19 protein-coding genes and 1 tRNA gene are annotated in these 25208 nt (G+C 44.2%); 2 read left to right on the top strand and 18 right to left on the bottom strand.

Translation table 11 applies throughout. The features are described from left to right. Positions 1 to 5 precede the first annotated feature (5 nt). From AAFM34_RS07060 to glyA, 15 genes are all read right to left on the bottom strand, one after another. On the bottom strand, positions 6 to 1259 hold the full coding sequence (locus AAFM34_RS07060; RefSeq protein ID WP_341661324.1) for a porin: 1254 nt from the start codon (positions 1257 to 1259) through the stop codon (positions 6 to 8). 653 nt (positions 1260 to 1912) lie between these two features. Beyond that, positions 1913 to 2521, bottom strand: a complete 609-nt coding sequence (locus tag AAFM34_RS07055; protein WP_341661322.1) for a DUF2913 family protein — start codon at positions 2519 to 2521, stop codon at positions 1913 to 1915. Between the two features lie 186 nt (positions 2522 to 2707). After that, positions 2708 to 3748 (bottom strand): FUSC family protein, encoded by a 1041-nt coding sequence (locus tag AAFM34_RS07050; RefSeq protein WP_341661320.1) that lies wholly within the window; start codon positions 3746 to 3748, stop codon positions 2708 to 2710. Between the two features lie 239 nt (positions 3749 to 3987). Then, complete coding sequence (locus AAFM34_RS07045; protein WP_341661318.1) at positions 3988 to 4482, bottom strand: cupredoxin family protein; 495 nt, start codon at positions 4480 to 4482, stop codon at positions 3988 to 3990. Between the two features lie 72 nt (positions 4483 to 4554). Next, entirely contained in the window at positions 4555 to 7698 is a 3144-nt protein-coding gene (locus tag AAFM34_RS07040; protein WP_341661317.1) for an efflux RND transporter permease subunit, read from the bottom strand. Further along, complete coding sequence (locus AAFM34_RS07035) at positions 7698 to 9407, bottom strand: efflux RND transporter periplasmic adaptor subunit (protein ID WP_341661316.1); 1710 nt, start codon at positions 9405 to 9407, stop codon at positions 7698 to 7700. The genes AAFM34_RS07040 and AAFM34_RS07035 overlap by 1 nt, the downstream gene beginning before the upstream one ends. A 17-nt stretch (positions 9408 to 9424) precedes the next feature. Further along, positions 9425 to 10801, bottom strand: a complete 1377-nt coding sequence (locus AAFM34_RS07030) for a TolC family protein (protein ID WP_371833257.1) — start codon at positions 10799 to 10801, stop codon at positions 9425 to 9427. An 86-nt stretch (positions 10802 to 10887) separates the two neighbouring features. Further along, positions 10888 to 11343: a hypothetical protein gene (locus AAFM34_RS07025; RefSeq protein ID WP_341661314.1), complete on the bottom strand. Its 456-nt coding sequence runs from the start codon at positions 11341 to 11343 to the stop codon at positions 10888 to 10890. Positions 11344 to 11444: 101 nt separating this feature from the next. Next, entirely contained in the window at positions 11445 to 12866 is a 1422-nt protein-coding gene (gene nhaC / locus AAFM34_RS07020) for a Na+/H+ antiporter NhaC (protein WP_341661312.1), read from the bottom strand. Between the two features lie 166 nt (positions 12867 to 13032). Further along, complete coding sequence (gene purU / locus AAFM34_RS07015) at positions 13033 to 13905, bottom strand: formyltetrahydrofolate deformylase (RefSeq protein WP_341661310.1); 873 nt, start codon at positions 13903 to 13905, stop codon at positions 13033 to 13035. Positions 13906 to 13971: 66 nt separating this feature from the next. Then, a complete protein-coding gene (locus tag AAFM34_RS07010; protein ID WP_341661307.1) occupies positions 13972 to 14634 on the bottom strand; it encodes a sarcosine oxidase subunit gamma family protein in 663 nt (220 codons plus the stop codon). Next, entirely contained in the window at positions 14627 to 17647 is a 3021-nt protein-coding gene (locus AAFM34_RS07005) for a sarcosine oxidase subunit alpha (protein ID WP_341661305.1), read from the bottom strand. Before AAFM34_RS07005 ends, AAFM34_RS07010 begins: the two co-directional genes overlap by 8 nt. After that, the gene (locus AAFM34_RS07000) at positions 17640 to 17942 is read right to left on the bottom strand and encodes a sarcosine oxidase subunit delta (RefSeq protein WP_341661303.1); all 303 of its coding nucleotides are present in this window, start codon (positions 17940 to 17942) and stop codon (positions 17640 to 17642) included. Before AAFM34_RS07000 ends, AAFM34_RS07005 begins: the two co-directional genes overlap by 8 nt. Positions 17943 to 17959: 17 nt before the next feature. Continuing rightward, positions 17960 to 19210, bottom strand: a complete 1251-nt coding sequence (locus AAFM34_RS06995; RefSeq protein ID WP_341661301.1) for a sarcosine oxidase subunit beta family protein — start codon at positions 19208 to 19210, stop codon at positions 17960 to 17962. 92 nt (positions 19211 to 19302) lie between these two features. Further along, entirely contained in the window at positions 19303 to 20556 is a 1254-nt protein-coding gene (gene glyA, locus AAFM34_RS06990; protein ID WP_371833256.1) for a serine hydroxymethyltransferase, read from the bottom strand. Positions 20557 to 20788: 232 nt separating this feature from the next. Here glyA and AAFM34_RS06985 point away from each other — a divergent pair, with 232 nt between their 5' ends. Beyond that, positions 20789 to 21823, top strand: coding sequence for a helix-turn-helix domain-containing protein (locus AAFM34_RS06985; protein WP_341661299.1), 1035 nt, complete (start codon positions 20789 to 20791; stop codon positions 21821 to 21823). A 64-nt stretch (positions 21824 to 21887) separates the two neighbouring features. Here AAFM34_RS06985 and AAFM34_RS06980 read toward each other — a convergent pair. Next, positions 21888 to 21964: transfer RNA gene (locus AAFM34_RS06980), tRNA-Arg, on the bottom strand. Positions 21965 to 22165: 201 nt separating this feature from the next. On the opposite strand from AAFM34_RS06980, the gene folD reads away from it, so the two are divergent. Next, on the top strand, positions 22166 to 23029 hold the full coding sequence (gene folD / locus AAFM34_RS06975) for a bifunctional methylenetetrahydrofolate dehydrogenase/methenyltetrahydrofolate cyclohydrolase FolD (protein ID WP_114787193.1): 864 nt from the start codon (positions 22166 to 22168) through the stop codon (positions 23027 to 23029). Positions 23030 to 23177: 148 nt separating this feature from the next. On the opposite strand, the gene AAFM34_RS06970 is transcribed toward folD, so the two are convergent. Further along, a complete protein-coding gene (locus AAFM34_RS06970) occupies positions 23178 to 23330 on the bottom strand; it encodes a hypothetical protein (RefSeq protein ID WP_341661297.1) in 153 nt (50 codons plus the stop codon). Between the two features lie 165 nt (positions 23331 to 23495). Continuing rightward, entirely contained in the window at positions 23496 to 24740 is a 1245-nt protein-coding gene (locus AAFM34_RS06965; RefSeq protein WP_341661295.1) for a hypothetical protein, read from the bottom strand. Positions 24741 to 25208: the final 468 nt, after the last annotated feature.

Genomic DNA, 25208 nt, shown 5'->3' with positions numbered 1-25208 from the left:
TGACCTTAGTTAAATAGATAATTGATTTGTATTGAGGAGATAAAGGCGCGGCCTTGTGATTCAAAAGTTCGCTCATAGCCTAAACCATTCGTTTCTTTAAACGAACCATCATCACTTAATACCAGCGCAAAACCGGCATCAAAGGATAAAGCTGGGCTCCATTGGTAGGTGAAACCTGTGCTATACCAATGACGGTCACTGTCAGGAATGCTTAGTGTCGCTTTACCGGCTTGCTCATCAAAGGCGTAGCCTGCTCTTAAGGTCCATTCTTTGTTGAGTTGGTATGTTGCGCCGAGTGATAGACGATCATTATCGTTATAGTCTTCCGCTTTATAGAAGCACTGACCTTGCGTGTTCGTTGTAGGGTTTGTACATTTAGGGCTCGTGGCTTCAAGCTTAGTAAAGGTGCTCCAATCCGTGCGCTGCCAGCTATAATGCACAGCCCACTGGGAGTTCAACTGATGAAAACCAGACAGCTCAATAATCGCTGGTAATTCAACTTTAAGACGCCCAGTCACGGTAGGCTCTGTGGCAATCCCTGAACTATAAGAACTAAATTTACCCTCATCAAAATCTAGTTTGACCGCAGATCGATAAGCTAAAGAAAAGCGATGATCCTCATCAAGCTCATATAAGGTGCCGATATTCCAACCATAGCCAAACGTCTCACCCGTCATGCCGATTAATTTATCATTAGCATTACCACCAGTCGCGGTCGTGGTTTCGCCTTTATAGCGGGTTAATTCAGCTTCGGCATATACCAAATTTAGACCGGCACCAAAGCTCCAAGATTCATTCAAGCGATAGGCAATATTAGGGTTTAGATTGACCGAGCGCAGTGAGGTATTACCCGCCATATCACCCGCCGAGATATCGGTTGGGTAGTCGGTTGCAACACCATAATTGGTAAATAAGCCAAGACCCCAGGCCCAGCTTTGATTAATTGGCGCTATGTAGTAACTCGCAGGCACAACCTGAAAAGGCGCGATATCATTGGATTGCTCATTATTGCTGACATCTTTGACATCAATTTCGGGATCGATAAAAGAGATCGCGCCTGAAAAGGCTGCTTGCTCAAACCTCATCATGGCTGCAGGGTTTCGAGCCAACACACTAGCATTATCGGCAATAGCGCCTTCGCCTGAAAATGCTCGACCTAAACCGGATGCGGAATGCTCCGCCACTTGAAAGCCTGCCGAGTGTGCTTGGCTGGCGAGTAGGATGGACACTGCTAACAAGGAGCACTGCTTTGTGTTCATTCTTGCCTCTTTATATGGATAGAGTTAGACATAAATTGGTGATGCGTTTTTACGCTTAATCACCTCAAGATTTATTATCAAAATGACGGATTCAATAGGAAATAGTCACGCTAGTAACAAAACTATAATCACATTGCTCTCTAGAAGGATTAAACGCCTCTGAGCGCCCCAATCAGATTGATGTCAACAATTTGTTAAGGACGTGGTATTAGATACGAAAATAAACAAAAAGTGGTCCGAGCAGATAACAATTACTGTCTCTTTAGTGCGACAAATGAGCAAAAACCACATCTAGTTACACAAAGGTTAATAAATAGGTGAAAATTTGAAGGGTAAAGAGAATATCGGGAAATTAACACTTACAAAAATCGCTACATAATTGAGCAAAACAAACGGCAGCTAATGGCTGCCGTTTTATAAGGTGGGAAGTGAAAGTCATAAAGGAGACAGAACTGCCTTTCATTCCCAAGCGCAAACATGGATTACACAAAATACTCCATGTCGATATAACAAGCATAGACTCTATTGTTTTATTTATCACTTAAGAGAGCAGTGATCCGTAGTTAGGCTAATCAGACCAAAACAAGCGAGCGCTTTTTCGGCGCACTAAAACACACTACTTTCACTTTACATTATTTAATGGTAACAATAGGTTACTTAAGGGTTAAACAGAAGCGTAGAAAGTTATCATCTTCATAATCGACGTTATGCTCAAATATCGAAGATGCGTATATGATACGTAATATGGCGTGTTTCTCCCCTCGAGAACCACGAAATAACATTGAAATACCCTTGGCCAAGCGATTTCTGTTATCAAAATGCACATTAAGATCTGATGATAAAACACAAAGTAAACAGCTCGTTGAGTTATAGGATAAATCAACACTCTCCGGGCTTGATACCAATACCGTCGTGTTGAGTTCTTTTTCAAGCATATTAATAAGCAGAAGGAAACTATCCAAATGAGGAAGTTCATCACCGTACAAAGGTGATAATAAATTATCTAGCATCGACTCCATATCTAAGCGCTGTGAACGAGCATGAGTCACTAGAGAACGTATTTTCTTCTTAAAGGGTTTGTATTTCTTGCTATTCCCTGCCTTATTAAGCCAAGCAGAAAGAATATCATTAATTTCAGGTCGAGATTTGTGCGCTAATGCTTTAGCGCTGTAATTGGTTCTTAGATGAAGTAAAGCATGTATCGCTAACTCAGACAATAAAGGCTCAAACTCGGGTTTTATGTTGGTGTGAATACTACGCATGATGTCCGAACGTTTATATGCCGTCCAAGCCTTGTCAGTTAGGGAAATTAAGAAGGAGCGACATGCTACCGAAAAGCGCAGCTTATGTACAGTTAGAAAAAAGGTTGCGTATCACAGCTTTTCTCTGAACAAGGGTCTCTTCTATTCAATGTATAGATAATTAATGCCTTGTCGTGAGTCAGATCTTCAATCAGCGTTATCGTATATTTGCCCTAGTGCAACTGATAAGCGGCTTATCTGCTGACTGAGTTGGTGATTAAGCCATACATAAGTGCACTGGTTTAAATATTGCAGATCTAGATTTTGATAATGCTGAAGAAAGTTGAAATGTGGATAGCGGCTGACCCGCCCTCCAGCTAGCTCCAAGCTGAGAAGATTCATGGATTCAAGCAGTTGATGACTATGATCCGACATAGTTGGCATTGATTGTGGCCATTTTTCGGTTAACAAACTTTCAACCAAACCTATTATACGATGCTCTAAAGTCAATATTTCAGAGATTTTGTCTGCTTGTCCGTTTGACTCGGTTTTTACATGAGTCGCAATTGCCCTTTGCTGGGCTAAATTTTGACTCAACACGTCCATATTCAAATCAAGGTTAGGACTAGAGCTATGATGCTCGGGCAAGTGCAGTAAATAGTAATCTGCTGTGAGCTGTAAAAACTGGGAAACCATCAATTGAAAATGGTTCAAAGCACGCTCAGGAAACACATATCTGCTACAAACCCATATAATGCTCGTACCTAGGATTACATTGAATACTCTCCACTCTAAAGCAGAAAGATCACCAATTGGAACATCTGAAACAATAGCAAGAGTCACAGCCGCCAAAATAGCGGCGTAGGAATAGCGGCTCCAGAAAAAATAGGATGCAAGAGCCAGTAATCCTATTAGTAGTGTTCCATGAGTTACGCTATTTTCTGCTGGAATAAGATGAAGTGATAAACCTGCGAGAGCTCCAATCAGCGTCCCTACTAAGCGCTGGTTTGCCTTCGAAAGCGTGGTGCGAAAATAGGAAGCAGGCCCCATGACCACAATAATAGTGACCAGCGCCCAACTCGAGTGCGGAATATCAAAAACGCGAGTAATACCATAAGCAATCACACATGCCGTTGTCGTTCTTAGGGCGTGTAAACCACTCCGGTAGTCAAACCATGGCGCCGCTAAGGTTATCAATCGCTGCCTTAGCCACACATCATACTTTTTTGCCCTGTTTCGCCAGTACATATCACAACTTCAAGTTTGGACTAATTATGGGAATAGACAGCCCGAGTCACCATTACCCATATAGATTTTGGTGATCACACTGTGAACCGTTTTCCATTGTAACTGGCAATAACACTGTTATTCGTTGACTTACATCATTCGTGTTATTGAAAGCTAGTTTGATTTTGATAGTAAGATTGCTAACTGATGAATTCGCCAGATCTCCAAGTCACTGGCGAACCAAAACATAGCTTATACCGCTACAAGGTGACTTTTTTCACCATACCCGCCTCAGCATGTCCTGGAATATTACAAGCAAACTCCACCTTGTTGTCCCCATGAAAGTGCCAAAGTAGCTGTTTTGCTTCCCCTGGCTTAACAGTGACAGCGCTACCTGAGTCATGCATGTGGTGAGGCATGGACTTCATCATTTCTCTATGCTCTAACTGCTCTTTCGCTGAGCCAATAGTGAGCTCGTGGTCAATTTTTCCAACATTCATCACCACAAACTGGACCACATCATTAGGCTCTATATTGACCTCTTTTTTAAATTGAATCGTCATATCATCATTCAGCACAACATGAATGACTTTGTCTGGCTGAGCCCCCTTTGCTGGCATACCAACTTCAGACATACCGTCCATATTCATCATTGAATGATCCATTTTGTTTTGGTTCATGTTTGAATGATCCATACTTGCAAATACCGAAGTCGCAGTCGCTGATAGAAGTATTGCCATTAATATCTTATTCATCATTTTTCCTTACTAGATTGACGGTTAAAATCAATGGGGAGAGGCTAAGACTTCTCCCTTGCTTACATGACCTTAATACGTTGGTTTTCTTGGCTCTTGGCGAGTCTCATGCAATTTCCAAAGCTTGAAGATTGCTGGTATGACCAAGAGAGTGAGAAGCAGTGCAGATGCCATACCTCCTATCATGGGCGCGGCAATGCGCTGCATCACCTCAGAGCCAGTGCCTTCACCATACATAATGGGGATCAAACCAATAATGACGGTCAACACAGTCATCATGACAGGACGAACTCTAAGCCCCGCTCCTTCTCGAATAGCATCGATTAGATCTGATTCTTGAAGCATTCTGTCTTGAGATGCGGCATCAATTTTAGTGTGATGCCATGCTTGATTAAGATAAACCAACATAATCACACCAATTTCTACAGCTACCCCCGCAAGAGCAATAAAGCCCACGCCAACAGCAATGGAGAAGTTGTAATTGAGCAAATGCATCAGCCACAATCCACCCACCATAGCCAGAGGCAAAGTCAGCATAATCACTGCAACTTCACCAACTCTGCGGAAACTAAAATAAAGCAGCAGCATGATGATGGTAATAGTGATAGGAACCACAACTCCAAGTCGCTGCTTTGCTCTTTCCATATATTCATCTTGCCCTGACCATGCCAATGAATACCCTGCAGGTAAACTAAGTTGCTGCGTGACAGCCTGCTTCGCTTCGTCGACGTATGAACCTAAGTCTCTCCCATCAATATCAACAAACACCCACCCATTAGGCCTAGCGTTTTCTGTTTTTATCATTGGAGGACCATCTTCATAACGCACATCAGCAACATCAGCCAAGGCAATACGAGCACCATTTGCTGTTACCAAAGGCAAGTTATTTAACTTGACCACAGAATCGCGATAGTTTTGAGGGTATCGGACATTAATTGGATAGCGCTCAAGCCCTTCTACCGTTTCACCGACATTAAGCCCCCCGACCGCAGTAGAGATAACTTGCTGCACATCCTTAATACTTAATCCATAACGTGCTGCCGCTTTACGGTTAATATCGATAGTGACATAACGGCCACCCGCTACACGTTCAGCGTAAACTGATGCTGTACCCTCAATGCCATTTAAAATGGGCTCTAGCTCTGCACCTATTTTCTCTATTTCTTTGAGATCAGGACCCGCAATCTTGATTCCGATAGGGGTTTTAATCCCAGTTGCCAACATATCAATTCGTGTTTTGATTGGCATGACCCAAGCGTTCGTTAAGCCCGGAAATTGAACCAGATCATCAAACTCTTTGCGCAGCATTTCGGGGGTTAGCCCCTCTCGCCATTGCTCCCTTGGTTTAAGTTGTATGACAGTTTCTATCATGGTCAAAGGAGCTGGATCGGTTGCGGTTTCTGCTCGACCTATTTTTCCCCACGCCGTTTCAACTTCAGGCACAGTCATAATGAGTTTATTGGTCTGTTGAAGTAGCTCTCTTGCTTTACCAATCGATATACCAGGATAAGTAGTGGGCATGTACATTAGGTCCCCTTCATCTAAAGGAGGAATAAACTCACTACCAAGCCGAGTTGTGGGATAATAAGCAGAGCCCATCAGCACAATAGCCAAAGCTAGTATGGATTTAGGGTACTTCAAGCTAAAGTTCAATAATGGCTTGTACAAATTAACTAAGCCTTTGTTGATAGGGTTTTTGTGCTCTGGAAGCACTCTGCCTCTTATCAAATAACCCATAAGTACAGGAACAAGGGTAATCGCAAGACCTGCCGATGCTGCCATTGCGTAAGTTTTAGTAAATGCCAAAGGTGAGAACATCTTCCCTTCTTGCCCTTCTAACGCAAAGACAGGCACAAAGCTCAAGGTGATAATCAGGAGTGAGAAGAAGAGTGGCGCTCCCACTTCTTGCGCAGCATTACCTATGACTTGCCAGCGGTTTTTATCCGTTAAGGGGGTTCGCTCTATGTGCTTATGCACATTTTCTATCATGACAATGGCACCATCAACCATGGCCCCAATGGCAATGGCAATGCCCCCTAGAGACATGATATTGGCATTAATTCCTTGCCAGTGCATGACAATAAAGGCAGCAAGAATGCCCACAGGAAGGCTAAAAGCGATAACCAGAGAAGAGCGAATATGGAACAAGAATAAAGCGCATACTATCGCAACGACGATAAATTCCTCTGCAAGCTTATTCCATAAGTTATCAACCGCTGCATTAATCAAAGTAGAGCGGTCATAGGTAGTGACTATTTCTACCCCTTCTGGAAGGCTGTTTTGCAACTGTGATAGCTTCTCTTTGACTTCAGAAATTACCTTGCTAGCATTTTCTCCAAAACGCATCACTATCACACCGCCAACCGCTTCACCTTCGCCATTAAGCTCTGAAATTCCGCGCCTCATTTGTGGGCCAAGATTAATATCGGCGATATCACCAAGTAACAGAGGTATGCCTTTGCCAGTCACCTTGAGAGGTAATGCCTTTATATCTTCTATCCCCGATAAGTAGCCAGTGGTGCGGACCATATGCTCTGCTTCAGCAACTTCAACAACGGATGCCCCTGATTCTTGATTGCCATTTTGAATAGCCGTATTCACTTGTTGTAAGGTAAGGTCGTAGGCTCTGAGCTTGGCAGGATCAATTTGTACTTGATACTGTTTAACCATTCCTCCCACAGTGGCAACTTCCGAGACCCCGTCAAGCGTTTGCAATTCATATTTTAAAAACCAGTCTTGCAAACTGCGCAGCTGCGCCAAATCATGCTGACCTGTTTTGTCTTGTAGAACATAGCTGAATATCCAGCCAACGCCTGTCGCATCTGGACCTAGGGTTGGCTTAGCACTTGGTGGAAGTTTGGATGAGACCTGACTCAAATACTCCAATACTCGAGATCTTGCCCAATACATATCTGTGTCATCGTTAAAAATGATATAAACGTATGAGTCACCAAAAAATGAATATCCCCTCACCGTTTCAGCGCCGGGGACCGCAAGCATGGCGGTGGTCAAAGGATAAGTGACCTGATCTTCTACAACCTGAGGCGCTTGTCCCGGATAGCTGGTTTTGATGATAACTTGAACATCAGATAAATCTGGAATGGCGTCCACAGGGGTATTCTTAATGCTATAGACACCTGAAACAATCAAAGCAAATGTCGCAACAAGCACTAAAAAGCGATTGCTTATCGACCAACGAATGATGGTGTTAATCATTATTTACCCTCACTCATTTTTATCTGCTTCAAGACAAATTCACTTCCCTTCTTTTCGATTAAGAAATCAACTCTCTGGCCTTCTTCAAAACCAACCAGCTTGGCTTTCTCTTCGACCGAAAAATTCATTTCTCCCGCCTGCCAATTCCACTGGGATACGGGTTGATGATCTAGAGTGATCATGCCAAAGTCAGACATAAGCATGGTAATATCCCCACTTATCCAGAGTTCCTTAGCTACTTTCTCCTGAGACAGTTTGTAATCAACAATTTCATACTGGCCTGACTCTGCTTTTTTCATCTTAAATTCAAGCTGCTGACCATTTTTAAATGACTGGGTATCAAGATTTTCCGCAAGGTTAAAATTCATCACCATACCCGGCCAATCCCACTCTAGAACAGGTTGGTGGTTGATGGTTAACATACGATGATCAGCCATCACATTGGTAATTTCACCTTTGGCCCATGCAGTCTCCTCGATGACTTCCAAACCATTGATTCTTGATAGATCAGCTGATTGACTCGATTCAGAGTCGAGCATAAAGTGTGCGGAGGTCACGATACGCTCCCCTTGCGTTAGACCACTTATGACTTCGACTTTATCTGCGGCCTCACGACCCGTTTCAATTCGAGCAGAACGATATTTTCCTTTACCTTGGGCAAGGACAACCCTAGTCATCCCTCCTGAATGAATGACAGAGTTACGTGGAATGGTGAGCACTTTTTCGCTAGTGACTGGCTTTAAGGTCACGTTGGCGAACATGTTCGGCTTTAATTCCCCTTTAGGATTAGGGAAGCGTAAACGAACGCGTAAAGTGCGAGTACTAGGATCTAAAATTGGATAGACATAATCGACTTCACCTTTCCATTTACCTCCAGGAAGGGCATCCAGCGTCATAGCGGCTTGACTACCCTGTTTAATCCACTGCGATTGACGTTCGAACACTTCAGCATCGACCCAAACATCATCAAGAGGACCAGCACTGATAACCGCTTGAGCAGGAGATAAATAACCTCCTTCTCGAATGCTAAGGCTAGCAATAACACCATCAGCAGGCGCTTTTACTTCAATGGTATGAGACGCTTTACCACGACTCGCGATCTGTTTCACCTGTTCGACATCAACACCTAAGGTGACCAACCGCTCGGTCGCCGCTTTTATCATTCCCTTTCGTTTTGTTTGGTAGGCATTGAGCAATTCTTCTTGAGCCTTAACCAGCTCAGGAGAATATAAAGTAAACAAGATTTCGCCTTGTTTTACTTTCTCGCCCACCGCATTAATGTAGAGCTTTTCAACCCAACCGGAAACGCGCACATTGGTTTGCCAAAGTAGGCTCTCATCGAAAGTAATATAGCCAACCGTTTCTATTCTGGGCGCTAACACTTCATATTCAGCAACAGCTGTTTTAACCCCTAAGTTGTTCTCAACAGCAGGATCGATTTTCACTGTTCCCGGCTTGTCATTATTACTATTTAGGTCATCCGCATAAACTGGAATCAGATCCATCCCCATGGGTGATTTGCCTGGTTTATCTCTTTGATAATTTGGGTCCATAGGGGCTACCCAATACAATGGCTCATTAGCTGAGCTGGAGCCCCCGTCTTTTGTTTCTGACATAGGATGGTTTATTCCAGTCACCACACTTTTAATACCAAAGCCCAAGACCCCGCCAATCAGTAAAGCGAAGCAAGCAACTCTATATGAATTCATAGATTTATCCTTTATTGTTATTGGTATTTGGCAGTAGGAGCCGCAACTTGATATTCAAAACCACCCAGCAAAGAGGCAAGCTGGCTATTAGTTTGGTTTAAGTCTGTAATTAGGCGTGTAAGCTCGATTTTTAATGCAAGCTCGTCAGTTGAAGCCGTTATCACTTCACCAAATTCGGTTGTATTGTTCTGATACCCTCTCTCAACAGCTTCAATTCGGGCTTTTGCTTGAGGTAGTAACCGCTCTTGGTAACGCTCTATGCGCTCGGTCATATTGGTTCTGTCATTTAATAAAGCACTCACTTGAGCGGACATCTGCGCTAGTAAAGTGTCTTTTTGATATTGTGACGCTCCAACCTGATATTGAGCTGCGGCAAGATTCTTGTCTTGTCTATTGCCTATAAATAGAGGAATGTCCATGGTGAGATAAGCACTGACCAAGTCGGAGGCGGGCTCTCCCATCATGTTGTTTGCTTGACGATAAGCGTACATAACTTCCACACCAAACTGAGGAGTAAAAGCTTGTTCTGCCACCTCTACTTGGGTGCGATTCACAGATATATTACTTTCGGCCACTTGCACCAAAGGATGTTGATTAAGCAGAGGATAATACTGGCTTTGGCTACCAGCATTGCTCAAAATTGACTCTAACTGAGTCCAAGGTAGCTGATAACTAACGCTATTGAGCAAGCCTTCCGTTTGCCAATCTGCGCCAAGCCATTCGGATAACTGCGCGATCAGCCTATTTTGTTTTTGGCGATTTAACTGCAGCTTTTCATCCAATTTACCCACTTGGATTTGGGTATTGAGTAGATCTTGAGCTTCACTTTTACCTATGGAGTAGTTTGTTTGCATGTACTGCTCCATCTCTTGCATAAGTTTTTGGTTTTGATGAATAAGAGACGCTGTATATTGTAAATATCCCAGCTCCAACCAAAGCTGAGTAATGCTGTTGGCAACTTCTCTTTCGCGCACCTTGATTTGATAGGCAACAGCATCAGCTTTTTGATTAGCACCTTGTCGGTTTAAATCTAATGTCGAGCCCCGTTCGAATTGCTGCATCAAACCAAGAGAGACGTTAGTCATAGGGTCTTGATCAAACTCGAAAGAGTCCACTGGCAAGCCACCAAACCCTACTTTTAGCTTGGGATCCATTAAAGTAGCGCTCGCGACTGCGGTCTCTCGCATCGCTTTAGACTGTGCGGCATATTGTGCACGGCTGGTATCATTTACCAGCGCTGTTTCAATCATTAAGGTCAGTTTCTGACCAGCAGCAAGATCACTTGGCAAACTCTGCGTCTTAGCGCTAGACAATAAAGGCGCAGTAGAAACGAGAGTTGCAATCGTAATGCTCAAGGTTTTAGGAAAACCAAGGCGATAAAATTCAATAATCACAATGTTTATCCATGGAAAAATATGGACTACCTCAAACACAGCTCCTGTAGCGAGAATGCTTGAGAACGACAAAAATGAGGATTGAACTACAAGGAGGGTGGACGCAGTAAGCCATCGATATGTGCGACAGCCAGTTCCGACTTGAGTGATTGATGAAGAGCTAATGAGATAGGCACTATACCCAGCGAACCAAGCGTACCTATTGGGTATGGCACACCGGAACAAACAGAAGGACAGCAGTTATCAATGCTTGAGTTTGCTCCCTGACAATGAGTCATGGTATCTGAGATTGCTTTATCAGAGCCACCAAATGGCGAGTTAACCATTGAATGGCAGTTCTCATTGGGACTTGTTTGAGTGCTTTCGGTTGATGTGTCCAAAGCGTCAATTTTTTGTGTATAACAAGGCATGTCGCTCGATGGCATCAAAGCAGAAGGTATACTATTTCCAGCCATTGCACGCGTACTAGACACATAACTTGTCATCAGCATCGCTAAGATACTGAGTAACGTAATCAATGTGTGTTTAAGTGAGTGCTGCATAGTATACCTTCGGTTTGAAGGTTGAATATAGACCTTCCCCTAAGGGTAAGGTCAAGCGCTTTAAAAATTTATTTAAGTATAGATAGTAGAGCTAAATATAATCAGCTATAACTTGCTTCTCGCATAACAAATCGCTCCGTCGACGCGTATATCAGGCTAATGACTGGCGATACCCAACATGCAAACGCGAGAGGTATGTAGAGTAAGTTTTCTATATTTCCCTCGGCAATCCCGAGCCCTAACGCGCTGATCACCACAGCACCACCAGCATTCCAAGGGACAAGCGGCGAAATAAGCGTTCCTCCTTCTTCCACTGCCCGAGACAAATTCAGCTTAGAGTAACCTTTTGCCTCATACACAGGCACAAACATCCGCCCAGGTAAACTAATGGATAGATATGGATCACCAGCCACTAAATTGGTTGCCACTGATGTACCCAGTGCTGAGGCTTGGAGCCGAAAGAATGAACAGCTTTTGCTCAGTATCGCCTCAACGATAGTTTCCAAGCAGCGGGTTCTTTCCAGTGCACCACCAAAACCAAGCGATATCATGATCAAAGTGATCACCCATGCCATTGACTGAATGCCCCCTCTTGCAAGCAGGCTATCAAGTTCTGATACCCCTGTTTGTATTTGATACCCGCTCTGTGCATATTGAAATAACTCATGCAAAGACACACTCTGCATAAAGTGTGCAATGACAGCGCCACTCACCACACCAGCAAACAAAGAAGGTAATGTAGGTAGCTTAAAGAAAGAACACGCGAGCACTAAAAAAGGCGGAATTAAAAGCCAAGCAGATAAATTGAAATTGGCTTCAATATTGGTGTTAATCAGGTGTATCTGACTTAATGCATCGTCTCCCAAAGGACCATTATTGAGACCAACGAATAGATAAATACCAAATGCAATTAACATGGCAGGAACTGTAGTGGGCAACATGTTTTTTATATGTTGAAAGAGGTCTACGCCTATTACAGCAGGGGCTAAATTCGTTGTGTCCGATAAGGGAGACATTTTGTCGCCAAAAAACGCACCTGAAACCACCGCTCCAGCCGTCCAATAAATCGGAATATCAAAGCCAGCGCCAATACCCACCAAGGCTAATCCAACTGTACTAACCGTCCCCCAAGAGGTGCCAAGAGACAAAGAAACGATTGAACACAACACCATACTTGCTGCCAAAAATATCTGCGGATTCAGCATAGTCAGACCGTATTGTATCAATAAAGGCACAGTGCCACTGGCAATCCAGATACCAACTATCATACCGACCAGCATTAAGATAGCGAGAGATTGCATCGCAAGACGAACCGTATGCAAAATACCATCTTCAATATCATGCCAACGATAACCTCTAAACCAAGCCAAAAAAGCGGTAACGCTAATACCAACAATCAGTGGTATATGAGGCGTAAAATCATTAAAAACAAAAAGTTGTATCGCCAAAATACAAAGAGTAATGGCGATAGGTGCTATCGCCATGGCTAAGCTAGGCTTAGAGGTTTTATCTATTTTCGTCATACCGAATCTTCCTTATTTCTCGTTTGAATGCGAAATTTGGGGTGCAAAAAGCCTAGCTCGACTTTTGTTGTCACTGAGGTGACAGGTCGAGCTATCGTTTGCTTTAGTTTTTCTTGAACTTACAGTGCGAAAATACCGGCCTTAGCCGAATAGACGATAAAACAAGTTAGGAACGTTCAAAAACTATCGTTTTGTCGTTAAATAAAAATACACGCTTTTCAATATGATATTGAATGGCTTTGGCGAGCGTTAGCGCTTCAATATCCTTACCTTTTTTGATCAGATCTTTGGGGTAATAGGTATGATTAACGTTTGCCATACCTTGAGTAATAATTGGCCCTTCATCTAGATCGCTACTGACATAGTGGGCTGTGGCTCCGACGAGTTTTACGCCTTTGTCATAAGCTTGATGATAAGGTTTTGCGCCTTTAAAACCGGGTAACAAAGAGTGATGAATGTTAATGGCTTTTCGTGACCATTGTTCACACATTTCATCAGACAAAACTTGCATGTATCGGGCAAGAATCAATAACTCGCAGCCAACATCATCCAATACTTTTTGCACCTGTGCTTCTTGTTGTGACTTAGTTTCATGGGAAATAGGAAAGCAGTGGTAAGGAATATCATGCCATTCTGCCAGTGATCTCAGATCTTCATGATTAGAAATCACGGCTTTGATATCAACAGGCAGATTATGGGTGCGATAGCGATAGAGTAAATCGTTCAAACAATGATCATATTTAGACACCATGATCACCACAGATGGTCTGTAACTCTTATCGGTCAATTCCCATTCCATATCAAAGGCTTTGCTGCGTTCACCAAAACCTTGCTTAAAAGCTTGCTCATCAAACTTTCCACTGCCCTCTTGAGCAAACTCGACTCGGATAAAAAAGCGCTGGTTCAACTCATCATCAAAAGAGTTTAACTCAGATATATAACATCCAGATTCACATAAAAAGCGGGTCACTACATCCACTGTCCCAATACGGCTTGGACAGCTTGCGGTTAAAATGTAGTTGGAATTTGATTGATTCATTAAGTCACCTTAAGACTGTTATTATAAGTCGCCAATACCAGATCGGTTTGGCGACTGGTTGCCTGGCTAGTCTTTATGAAAGACCACACCATACTCACGCCCTGCATCCATTAGCCACATCCATATGTAATCGGCGAAACTTCGACGAACCACAAGCTCAAATGCCTGTTCACCAATACGCCGAATTTGAATTTGTGATTTGGCAAACGTAGTTCCAGCCACATGACCTATCGGGAACTGACGAATATGGACATCATACAAGGTTGATTTTTTTATTACGTTTTCAGCATTTGCCCCGCTCAGACTCAGAAGAGTTTGACCACTACTTACTTCAGTGACCGCATAATGCCCCTCTAAATGCTGATGCAAAGCTAATTCGATTGCCGTCGCTGAATTAGGCTCTCCAATAATCAACCATTCATCAGGAGATTGCCAGAAAACACGCAGACTATCGGTTTGAACAGACGTTCTCGGTGCAATAGGAAGCGCTACGCCAAGCGCCTTTTCAACCCCAGAAGTAAAAGCGGGGTTCTCTGTTTTTCCCCTCAAGATAAAGTGGGTTAAACCTTTTATCTCACGGATGTCAACGCTCGTCTCCTGATATAATTGGTCAGGTGTTATAAATTCCACATGGGAGAGAGGTGAAGCCTCTCGGGGCATCCATTGCTCTATAGGGCTGGGAGAGGCGACTTTGTTGTCGGCCCTAGCTTCAAGAGTGATATCAGACATTTTGGCGCTCTCCTTTTGGATCATAAAATACAGAGGTGGTAATTTCAGCTTCTACTGATGTTCCATCAGGCAACGGGAAATAAACCTTTTCGCCTACCCGAGACAAACCGCCTTTGATAACGCCCAATGCAATAGAGCGATCTAATACTGGGCTGTAATAACTTGATGTGACATGCCCAACCATTGTCATTGGGATTGGCTCACTCGGGTCAAAGACAGCTTGGGCACCTTCAGGTAACACGACACTTGGATCTTTAGTTAGTAGTCCAACAAACTGTTTTCTATCTTGCCGCTGGTTGTCTTCACGCTCCCATGAGCGCCTACCGATATAACTAAACGTCTTGTTTTTACCGACGATCCAGTTCATATCCATATCTTGCGGAGATACCGAACCATCCGTGTCCTGCCCTGCAATAATAAAGCCTTTCTCGGCACGAAGAATGTGCATGGTTTCGGTGCCATAAGGCGTGATACCAAACTCCTCACCAGCATCCATCACTTGTTCCCAAACATATAAGCCATAATTGGCTGGCACGTTAATTTCAAAAGACAGCTCACCAGTAAAACTGATGCGAAAGACTCGTGCATCTACGCCAGCTACCTTAAATGACTGCCAACTCATATAGGGAAACGCGTCATTTGACACATCATGACCATCAACCAACTTTTCGAGCAAAAATCGGCTATTCGGACCAGATATTGTCATCGTCGCCCAATGATCTGTCACACTGGTAAAATATACTTCTAGCTCTGGCCACTCTGTCTGATGCCATAGCTCTAACCATTCGAGTACAGCCGCAGCTCCGCCTGACGTAGTGGTCATAATAAAGTGATTGTCATTGATACAAGAAGTCACGCCATCATCGAAGATCATGCCATCTTCTTTACACATAACGCCATATCGGCAGCGGCCTGGAGCAAGCTTTGACCAAGGGTTGGTATAAATTCGGTTGAGGAACTCTCTTGCATCCTTACCTTGAATATCAATTTTTCCAAGCGTAGACGCATCTAAAATACCTATGCTATGGCGAGTTGCCATGCACTCTCGCGTGAGTGCATCCTGCATGCTCTCGTCTTGCTTTGGAAAATACCAAGGTCTCTTCCATTGCCCCACATCTTCAAACTTTGCCCCGTGAGCAACATGCCACTCATGAATTGCGGTAAACCTTGCAGGGTCAAACAATTTGCCCGTATCTCTTCCAGCTAACGCACCAAAGGTTACTGGTGTATACATAGGGCGAAAAATGGTTGTGCCTGTCTCTTGGATGGTTTGATTTAACGCTTTGGCTACGATAGCCATCCCATTGATATTGGACGTTTTCCCTTGATCGGTACCAAATCCCATCGCGGTATAACGTTTTACATGCTCAATCGACTCAAAGCCTTCTCTTGTGGCAAGCTCGATACCCGCTGCGGTTACATCATTTTGAAAATCAACAAATTGCTTAGGCGCTCGACTGGTTGGTTTGATATGAGGAACATGGTAGAGCGCCATTGGCTGTGACTCATTGTATTTATGAGCTTTAGGGGTAATGAAGTTGGACTCGATTAGCGCTCCGCCCAACTCCTCACCACTGACGAGCCCTGCCCCAGCACCTTGCTCTAAGACAGCGCCTAATGAGTAGGTTCCCACTGCGCCGCCAACAAAGAGTTGGTTTTGAGAGGCAGGGCCTGGAACAAAACCTGCGATATCTGGGTTCCAGATAGGCTTGCTCCCCGTGTGGCAGGATAAGTGAACAACAGGACTCCAGCCACCAGAGCTTGCCACAGTATCACAAGTCAGCTGAGTTGCTTTACCAATAATTTCGCTACCGTCAGAGTTAAGGGCAGCGACCTTAACCCCTGTCACTCGTTTGCTGCCAGAGACCTCTATGACCGCTTTACCCGTTAGTATATTGATACCCAAGCTGCGCGCTTTTGAAACGAGATCGCCGTTTGATTCCTGCCGAGTATCAACTACTGCCACGACTTCCCGTCCTGCATTATGCCAATCAATTGCCGTTTGGTATGCGTGATCATTGGTGGTCATCAATACAAGTTTGCTTCCCGGAGCAACAGCGTAGCGATTAATGTAAGTAGAGACCGCAGACGCTAACATACACCCTGGCACATCGTTATTGGCAAAAACCAGTGGTCTTTCCAAAGCACCCGTCGCCAAGATAACTTTCTTAGCTCGAATGCGATGCAAACGCTGACGAATTCCCGATACATTTTCGCCTAAATGATCGCTGCGCCTTTCAACCGCTCCGACAAAATTATGGTCGTAGTAACCAAAAGCCGTCGTTCTCGCCAACAAGGTAAAGTTAGGATCTGAATACAAAACTCCCAAAGTCTCAGCAACCCAGTCCATGCAAGGTTTACCATCAAGCTTTTCAGTACTAGACAGTAACGAGCCACCAAATTCGTTTTGCTCATCTAGAACAATCACACGAAGGCCAGAACCGACTATCGTTTTTGCGGCCGCAAGTCCAGCTGGCCCCGCACCAATAATCAGCACATCGGCATGATGATTAAGCTTATCGTACTGATCTGGGTCTTGATCTGCTGGAACTTTGCCTAAACCTGCGGCCTTTCTGATGTATTTCTCGTAAGTTGGCCATAGGCTTTCAGGTTGCATGAAAGTTTTATAGTAAAAGCCTGGCGGCATCATGGCACCGCCTACCTTTCCAACCCCTGCCATCATATCCAATTCAACACTTGGCCAACCCGCTACTGAAGTCGCCGTCAGGCCTTGATATAACTCAGCTTGAGTAGCGCGAATGTTGGGAATAGTGGTCGATGGGCTACTGCCGACCTGTAAAATGGCATTGGGCTCTTCTGCCCCAGCAGCCAAAATTCCTCTTGGACGAGAATATTTAAAACTTCTTCCCACTACATCAACGCCATTAGCTAGCAAGGCCGACGCAATAGTATCGCCTTTACAACCTGTGTAGCGCTTACCGTTGAATGAGAATGTGATACTTTGTGCTCGCTCAATACGACCGCCTTTCTCAAGCCTGTTAAGCTCAGTCATTGTGCTGCTCCTCTTTGTTCAATAAAGCAGAGCTACTGCTCATTTTGTACACCTCTTCTATCTGGTAAGTCACTGTATTGCGAACAACATTAAAAAACTTACGGCACCCCGCACTGTGCGACCACATTTCCTGATGCGAGCCTTTGTTATTTTTTCGGTGAAACAGATAGTTACCCCATTCTTCATCGGTCACTGCCTCTGGTTCAAGAGGCCGGACAATATGCGCCTCTCCGGCGTAGTGAAACTCATCTTCTTCTCGTATTTCATCGCAATACGGACAATAGATTTGCAACATTACTCTTTCTCCTAGAACTAGTGTGCAACGCCGGCTGCGCCGTGCTCATCAATTAAATGCCCAGTAACAAATCGATTGAGATTAAAGGCATCAGCGAGAGGGTGTGGGTGATCGTTCGCTATGGTGTGCGCAAATACATGACCAGATCCTGGTGTTGCTTTAAAGCCTCCTGTTCCCCAACCACAGTTAAAATACAAACCATTAATATGAGTTTTACTGATGATTGGGCAAGCATCTGGCGTGGTATCAACAATGCCTCCCCAATGGCGATTGAGCCTGACTCGGCTAACGATGGGAAACATCTCAATAATGGCTGCTATGGTGTGTTCAATGACAGGAAAAGAGCCTCTTTGTCCATAGCCAAGGTAGCCGTCAATACCGGCTCCAATCACCAAATCGCCTTTATCTGATTGGCTCATGTATCCATGGACATGATTGGACATCACCACGGTATCTAGACAAGGTTTTAAAGGCTCAGAAACCATAGCTTGTAGCGGGTGAGATTCTAATGGCAGGCTCATATTGACCATCTTGGCTAGCTCACCAGAGTTACCTGATGCCACACAAGCCACTTTACTTGCACCAATAAAACCTTTCTTGGTCTCGACACCAACCACTGAGCCATTTTCTACTCGAATGCCAGTCACTTCATTTTGCTGAATAAGATCAACACCTAACTTATCGGCTGCTCGCGCATAACCCCAAGCCACTGCGTCATGACGGGCAGTTCCACCGCGCTGTTGCCAGCTTGCTCCCAACACAGGATACCTGGCATTTGGCGAGCAATTTAATATTGGCACCAAGTCTTGCACTTCTTTGGTGCTCAGCACCTCGCTATCTATACCATTGAGCCGATTTGCATTCACTCGCCTTTCTATATCCCTCATGTCTTGTAATGTGTGGCCGAGGTTTAACACACCTCTTTGACTAAACATGAGGTTATAATTGAGCTCTTGAGACAAACCTTCCCACAATTTCATTGAGTGCTCGTAAAGATGTGCAGCCTCATCCCACAAGTAGTTGGAGCGCACTATGGTGGTGTTTCGCGCAGTATTGCCACCACCTAGATAGCCTTTTTCAACCACAGCAATATTGGTAATACCATGTTCTTTCGCCAGATAATAGGCAGTGGCTAGGCCATGTCCGCCGCCACCTATAATGACAACATCGTAGTGCTTCTTGGGTGTGGGATTTCGCCAAATTCGTTGCCAGTTTTCGTGATAGGTTAAGGCATGCTTAAATAGGCCAAACCCTGAGTAATCCTTCATTGTTTACCTTCCAAAAAACGTTAAAGTCCAAGCGTCTTGTTATAGGCGCATCGATTTTTAATTGAGTATTGTTGAGCGCCTATTGGCTGAGATCATCGATAAACGGGAAACTCTGCGCACAATTCAGCTACCTTGGCTTGCACAGACTTGATTTTCTCTTCACTGTCTAAGTCATCTAAAATGTCGCAAATCCAATCGGTAAGCATGGCCGACTCGGTTTCTTTAAAACCTCTAGTAGTGATAGCAGGCGTACCAATTCGAAGTCCACTGGTGACAAACGGCGATCTAGGATCATTAGGTACAGAGTTTTTATTGACTGTGATGCAAGCTTTACCCAAGGCCAAGTCCGCATCTTTTCCGGTGATCCCTTGCTTTATCAGACTCACTAAGAACAGATGATTATCCGTTCCGCCAGATACGACCTCATAGCCACGTTCGATGAATCCTTTTGCCATCACTTGGGCATTTTTCACAACCTGAGCTTGATACTCAGTAAATTCTGCCAATGAGGCCTCTTTAAATGCTACGGCTTTAGCCGCAATGACATGCATGAGTGGTCCACCTTGACCAGCAGGGAAAACCGCTGAGTCTAGTTTTTTCTCAAGCTCTTGATTAGATTTGGCGAGGATAAGGCCACCCCTTGGCCCCCTGAGTGTTTTATGGGTTGTGGTCGTGACGACGTCCGCATAAGGAAGTGGGTTTGGATAATGACCAGAAGCAACCAGTCCCGCGACATGTGCCATATCAACAAACAAATAGGCATTGACCGAATCAGCGATATCTCTAAATTTTTGCCAATCAACCACACGAGAATAGGCAGAAAAGCCAGCAATGATCATTTTAGGTTGATGCTGTTTGGCCAGTTCCTCGACTTGATCGTAATCGATTTCACCAGTGGCGTCATTTAAACCGTACTGGACAGAATGATAGATTTTTCCTGAAAAGCTGACTTTAGCCCCATGAGTTAGGTGACCACCATGGGCAAGGCTCATTCCTAAAACCGTATCGCCAGGGTTGAGCAAAGCCATGAAAACGGCCGCATTCGCTTGTGAACCAGAATGAGGCTGCACATTCGCATAATCGGCGCCAAACAAGCTCTTTGCGCGTGAAATAGCAAGCCGCTCGATAGTGTCAACATGTTCACACCCCCCATAGTATCGCTTGGCTGGATAGCCCTCTGCATACTTATTGGTCAACTGTGTTCCCTGCGCTTGCATCACTCTCTTGCTGGTATAGTTTTCAGAGGCAATTAATTCGATATGCTCTTGCTGACGGGTATCTTCACTGTTAATAGCACTAAGCAATTCATCATCAAACCCTTCAATGGTGTCATTTTGGTAGAACACACGTCTCTCCTTCAGCACATTAATGTAACAATAGTGTTAACAAAATATCCTGCATCCCTATTCCATGACCGACTGTGTGCGTCAAGAACTGTTGCTTTTGCGACAAATCACCGAATCATTGCGTTGGATATTGAAAATAATGTGATGTGAGTAATAAATTTATATTGAGAATACTTGTAACAAGTCGCTTACCTGAGACACTGCCATAGCACTCAAACCTCAAGGCATGGTGATGAAAATAATAAGAAAATTCTCAGCTCCAATGAGAGATACCAACCAATGTTTTATCGCGAAAGAAAAAACCACATATAACCAAACCTCAGTGCTATTTGTTGTGCTAGAGCATTTTTCCCTAATGTCATTTACTTGTGCGGTCGATTGTTTAGTGACGTCAAACTTGGTGGAAGGTTCGACGCGATTCACCTTTGCTACGGTTGGATTAGGCAATGGCGAGGTGCTCAGCGATCTTGGTATTGGCCTTACACCTGATCACTCATTAGACGAAGTAAAGGCATTACAAGATATCGATGCTGTGATCGTTTGCGGAGGCTATCGAACTTGTCTGAATGAACAGCCTCAGTTGTCAAAGCTGATTGCATTAAGTAGTAAGTACAACACCATTCTAGGGGGCATTTGGAATGGGGCTATTTTTCTTGCCCATGCAGGGGTTCTTGATGGAAACCAATATGCCCTTCATCCAGACAATCATGCCTATGCAAAAGAAAGGTTTCCCCGTAGCGTTTTATCATCAAATTCCTATGTGGGACATGAAAACATCTTCACTTCTTCTGGAGCAAGTAGCACGCTCGATATGATGTTAGCGATAGTGCAAAAAATCACCAGCCAGCCCAATTCTAATGCAGTGAGAGAAATCCTTTCTTGTGACCGAGGCATCCCATTAAACTCCAAACCGCAACTTCAAACTTGCCTGCCCGACTCTGCGCCAGCGATTGTCAAAGAAGCCAATCTATTGATGGTCAGTAATCTTGACGAGCCACTTCATATCGAGGATATAGCCCTTTACCTCAAGATATCGCGCAGAAAATTAGAAAGAATGTTTAAGACGCATATTCAAACCTCGCCTTCTAAGTACTATTTAGAACTGAGATTAACCTATGCAAGGCAATTACTGATCCAGTCAGAGGATTCAATCTCAACCATTGCAGCATCGACAGGCTTTTCTTCAACCACCCATTTTAGTCGATGTTTTAAAGAGTTTTTTTCCGTATCGCCTAGCGTGATGAGAGAGAAAATGCATGTCAGTTAGGATTATTTGAGGCCCAAGAAGCAAAAACCCCAACATCAGATGATGCTGGGGTTTTCTAAATAAATGGCACGCCCTGCAGGATTCGAACCTGCGACCACATGCTTAGAAGGCACGTGCTCTATCCAACTGAGCTAAGGGCGCGCTACAGGGAAAGGATTATACGAGTTCAGCGTCTTAACACAAGACCTTTTCGTAACATTATGAACTGAATGACTAAAAAAAGCCCACCAGGTTGAGTTTTGATTAAAAACAACCCAAGGCAAACGTTTGCCTATGGATGTTCGTTGGATAATTTGCGACAATGCGCCCAGCAAAATAGCCATTCTGTTTTAAAGGAACGTCATGACCGCTCAAAATATTGATGGAACTCTTATTTCTCAAACTGTCCGTTCAGAAGTCGCTGCGCGCGTAAAAGCACGTCTTAATGCAGGCTTGAGAGCACCTGGACTCGCGGTAATATTGGTTGGTGAAGACCCAGCATCACAAGTATATGTTGGGAGTAAGCGCCGCGCTTGTGAGGAAGTTGGCTTTGTATCCAAGTCATATGATCTCCCCACAACGGCAACCGAGCAAGAGTTGCTGGCTCTGGTTGATGAACTTAACAATGATGATCAAATAGACGGTATCCTTGTCCAACTGCCCTTGCCGGCTGGTATTGATGCTACTCATGTTCTTGAGCGTATTCACCCTGAAAAAGATGTTGATGGATTTCATCCTTATAATGTCGGCCGCCTAGCTCAGAGAATTCCTAAGTTACGCTCATGTACACCAAAAGGGATCATCACATTACTTGATCGCTACAACATTAATTTACGTGGCCTACACGCGGTTGTTGTTGGTGCCTCTAATATTGTCGGCCGCCCAATGACGCTTGAATTATTGCTTGCTGGCTGTACCACAACTACGTGCCACAGATTCACTAAAGATCTTGAAAGCCATGTTCGACAAGCAGACATTGTGGTCGTTGCCGTCGGCAAGCCTAACTTTATTCCAGGTCAATGGATTAAAGAAGGTGCCGTGGTCATTGATGTGGGCATCAATCGCCTAGATTCGGGCAAATTAATTGGTGATGTGGATTACGACAACGCCAAAGAGCGTGCAAGCTTTATTACCCCAGTCCCTGGCGGCGTCGGCCCTATGACAGTGGCGAGCCTGATCGAGAACACCATGCTTGCCTGTGAGCAGTTCCACACCAAGAAAAAGTAACGAGTGAAGCTCATCGTTTAGAGCCATAGAACCGGTAAACTGATTATCCCCATCAGCTATGTTGATGGGGATTTTTTAAGTTTGACCCTTTAAGCACAAAGCTTGGGCAAAGCGCCAACTAGGAATATGCCCGCAAAAAACCAAAGCCCTAGAGTATTCCACCACATAAAGATACTAAATTTTGTAGAGATCGTTGACGCTCTTCGTCTGATAAACGGATAGGCAATACAGTAATAGATAAATCTACTTCCGATTTCCCAAGATAATTGATATCGGGGGCGCATATAATCATTGGGGTCATAATATTTCCCTAGATCTTTAGCTAAGTTTTTATCTATAAAAATTATATATTTATAGCTACCAAGTGAAATAATCGGAAAAGTAACAATTGCTGTTAGAGCCCAAGCTATAGTGTAAATCGCGATAATCTTTCGAGCCGATAGTAGAAAAACGTCTATCAATTCCATCATTCATTCGCCCATTCATAAATCACGTCACCTGTAGCCTTACCAGCAGCGCCTCCCGCAACACCACCAACGAACCCTCCTGCGACTGCTCCTCCAAGAGCAGCGACAGCTAGAACAGGTGCAGAAGCCGTAACACCTATAAATATCGCTATGCCAGAAACCGCGGTTACTACAGCACTAGTTCCCGCAGAACCACCTACAACACCCCCAAGAATACCACCAATAAAGCCCACAACTTCACGCGCTGTTGTCTGCCCGCAATCCCCTTTACCGTCGACCTTACAAGCTTCATAGATGCTATCGACGCCACTCGCTGCACCGACCATTAAGCCAATGTATCCCAGACCTCTCGCGGCGGAAATACCGATACTAATGTTGCCGATACGCTTGCCTAAATCTTTAACAAAACCTGTCTTTAGAATTTCGTCTGCATTATGGATTACTGACTTAGTCGATAACTTCAGGTTGCGTTTAATTTGAGTGTAAATAGGGAGTTGTACACTACGCTTAGACAACATAGCAAAGGAGCCATCAAGCTTTTTAAATAAGCCAGCACGTTCAGAGACAAAAGTTCCATAGTTCACCCCGCCGGTTCTGCTTGCCATCGCTACTTGAGCGGCATACAAATCGTTAATTTCTAAAAGCACACCTTGGATGTTTTTCAGGTTCTGCTCGACCAGCGCCGAAGTCGCACCCACGCCTGTGGCAACTTGCGCATAGTAGTCGGAAGGTAAACCGTCAGCCCTAATTCGCTCATCGAGTTGATGGGAGAACAAGTCAAAGTGGCGGTTTAGCGTATCGACTTCTTCATCAAGCAGCTTGCCTAACTCCTTACTCGCAATCTTGGCTTGCTCTAGCCACTCATCGAGGAGCTTGTTATCTTCTGCTGTTTTTGGCTCTGTTGTGGGAAGCAGTACAATCTCACCCTGCCTTACAGGCTCGTTTAGGTGAGCATTGCAACTTTTGATGTATTGTTTCTGGTCTTCTTTGGTGTCGGCAGTAAATAAGCTTGCCCACAATGCCTCTTGAGACTGTGTGCATGGTGATTGCATCCAGCCAAGTTCAAACACACGGGCGGCTTTTTCACGCTCTGCAAGAACGCGCTCTCTATTTTCTGCCCAACGTTTCTCGTCCTTAGCGGTGTAGGTGAGTTCCGCTCTGCGCTCTTGACGTTGTCGCGCTGCTCTTTCTCTTGTGGTTTCTTGCCTTTCTTCTGGGGCATATGGGAAAGATTCATACCGCATGTGAGTTGGCCTTAGTAAAAAATAAGCCAAATCATATCAATATTTTCAGTTATTTATCACGCCTTACAAGGTGTTTTGAGGCATTTACCAACCAAATAGTTATTTTGACTAGTAAAACGCTCAAAGTGACGCTTTTAATCTCCAGTGTTCGAGAAGCAAATATAGACAGTTTCGTGTTTTGGTTTTTCAGAGTTGGTGAATAGTTGGATTAATTTGGTTAGGGCAAAATGAAAGAACCTGACCCCGAGCACTCACTTACTTAGTCCGTCTTAGTTAAAATCACTATAAATTCAGTTACTTTGTTGTCTTTTCAATAACCTTGTGGGACGTTAGAATAGCTGTAAGTAGTTGAGTACAGGACTAAAAAATGGCTAAACGCGAATACTGCAAAATACAAGGCTTAAAACCGTCACCTCGCACGATCGATTATATCGAACAAATGAACCACATTACCGATATGTCAACGGT

Origin of the sequence: Vibrio sp. (assembly GCF_038138445.1) — a bacterium.
Taxonomy (GTDB): Bacteria; Pseudomonadota; Gammaproteobacteria; order Enterobacterales; family Vibrionaceae; genus Vibrio.
The sequence above is the reverse complement of the archived record's forward strand: the minus strand, read 5'-3'. Positions and strand labels throughout refer to the sequence as shown.

Bases quoted from the DNA above. Each gene is read 5' to 3' on its own strand.
- AAFM34_RS07035 (WP_341661316.1), bottom strand. From the start codon at position 9,407: ATGAATTCATATAGAGTTGCTTGCTTCGCTTTACTGATTGGCGGGGTC.
- folD (WP_114787193.1), top strand. From the start codon at position 22,166: ATGACCGCTCAAAATATTGATGGAACTCTTATTTCTCAAACTGTCCGT.
- AAFM34_RS07025 (WP_341661314.1), bottom strand. From the start codon at position 11,343: ATGCAGCACTCACTTAAACACACATTGATTACGTTACTCAGTATCTTA.
- AAFM34_RS07000 (WP_341661303.1), bottom strand. From the start codon at position 17,942: ATGTTGCAAATCTATTGTCCGTATTGCGATGAAATACGAGAAGAAGAT.
- AAFM34_RS06995 (WP_341661301.1), bottom strand. From the start codon at position 19,210: ATGAAGGATTACTCAGGGTTTGGCCTATTTAAGCATGCCTTAACCTAT.
- AAFM34_RS07010 (WP_341661307.1), bottom strand. From the start codon at position 14,634: ATGTCTGATATCACTCTTGAAGCTAGGGCCGACAACAAAGTCGCCTCT.
- purU (WP_341661310.1), bottom strand. From the start codon at position 13,905: ATGAATCAATCAAATTCCAACTACATTTTAACCGCAAGCTGTCCAAGC.
- AAFM34_RS06985 (WP_341661299.1), top strand. From the start codon at position 20,789: ATGAAAATAATAAGAAAATTCTCAGCTCCAATGAGAGATACCAACCAA.
- AAFM34_RS07040 (WP_341661317.1), bottom strand. From the start codon at position 7,698: ATGATTAACACCATCATTCGTTGGTCGATAAGCAATCGCTTTTTAGTG.
- AAFM34_RS07060 (WP_341661324.1), bottom strand. From the start codon at position 1,259: ATGAACACAAAGCAGTGCTCCTTGTTAGCAGTGTCCATCCTACTCGCC.
- AAFM34_RS06965 (WP_341661295.1), bottom strand. From the start codon at position 24,740: ATGCGGTATGAATCTTTCCCATATGCCCCAGAAGAAAGGCAAGAAACC.
- AAFM34_RS07005 (WP_341661305.1), bottom strand. From the start codon at position 17,647: ATGACTGAGCTTAACAGGCTTGAGAAAGGCGGTCGTATTGAGCGAGCA.
- nhaC (WP_341661312.1), bottom strand. From the start codon at position 12,866: ATGACGAAAATAGATAAAACCTCTAAGCCTAGCTTAGCCATGGCGATA.
- AAFM34_RS06970 (WP_341661297.1), bottom strand. From the start codon at position 23,330: ATGACCCCAATGATTATATGCGCCCCCGATATCAATTATCTTGGGAAA.
- AAFM34_RS07045 (WP_341661318.1), bottom strand. From the start codon at position 4,482: ATGAATAAGATATTAATGGCAATACTTCTATCAGCGACTGCGACTTCG.
- AAFM34_RS07055 (WP_341661322.1), bottom strand. From the start codon at position 2,521: ATGCGTAGTATTCACACCAACATAAAACCCGAGTTTGAGCCTTTATTG.
- AAFM34_RS07050 (WP_341661320.1), bottom strand. From the start codon at position 3,748: ATGTACTGGCGAAACAGGGCAAAAAAGTATGATGTGTGGCTAAGGCAG.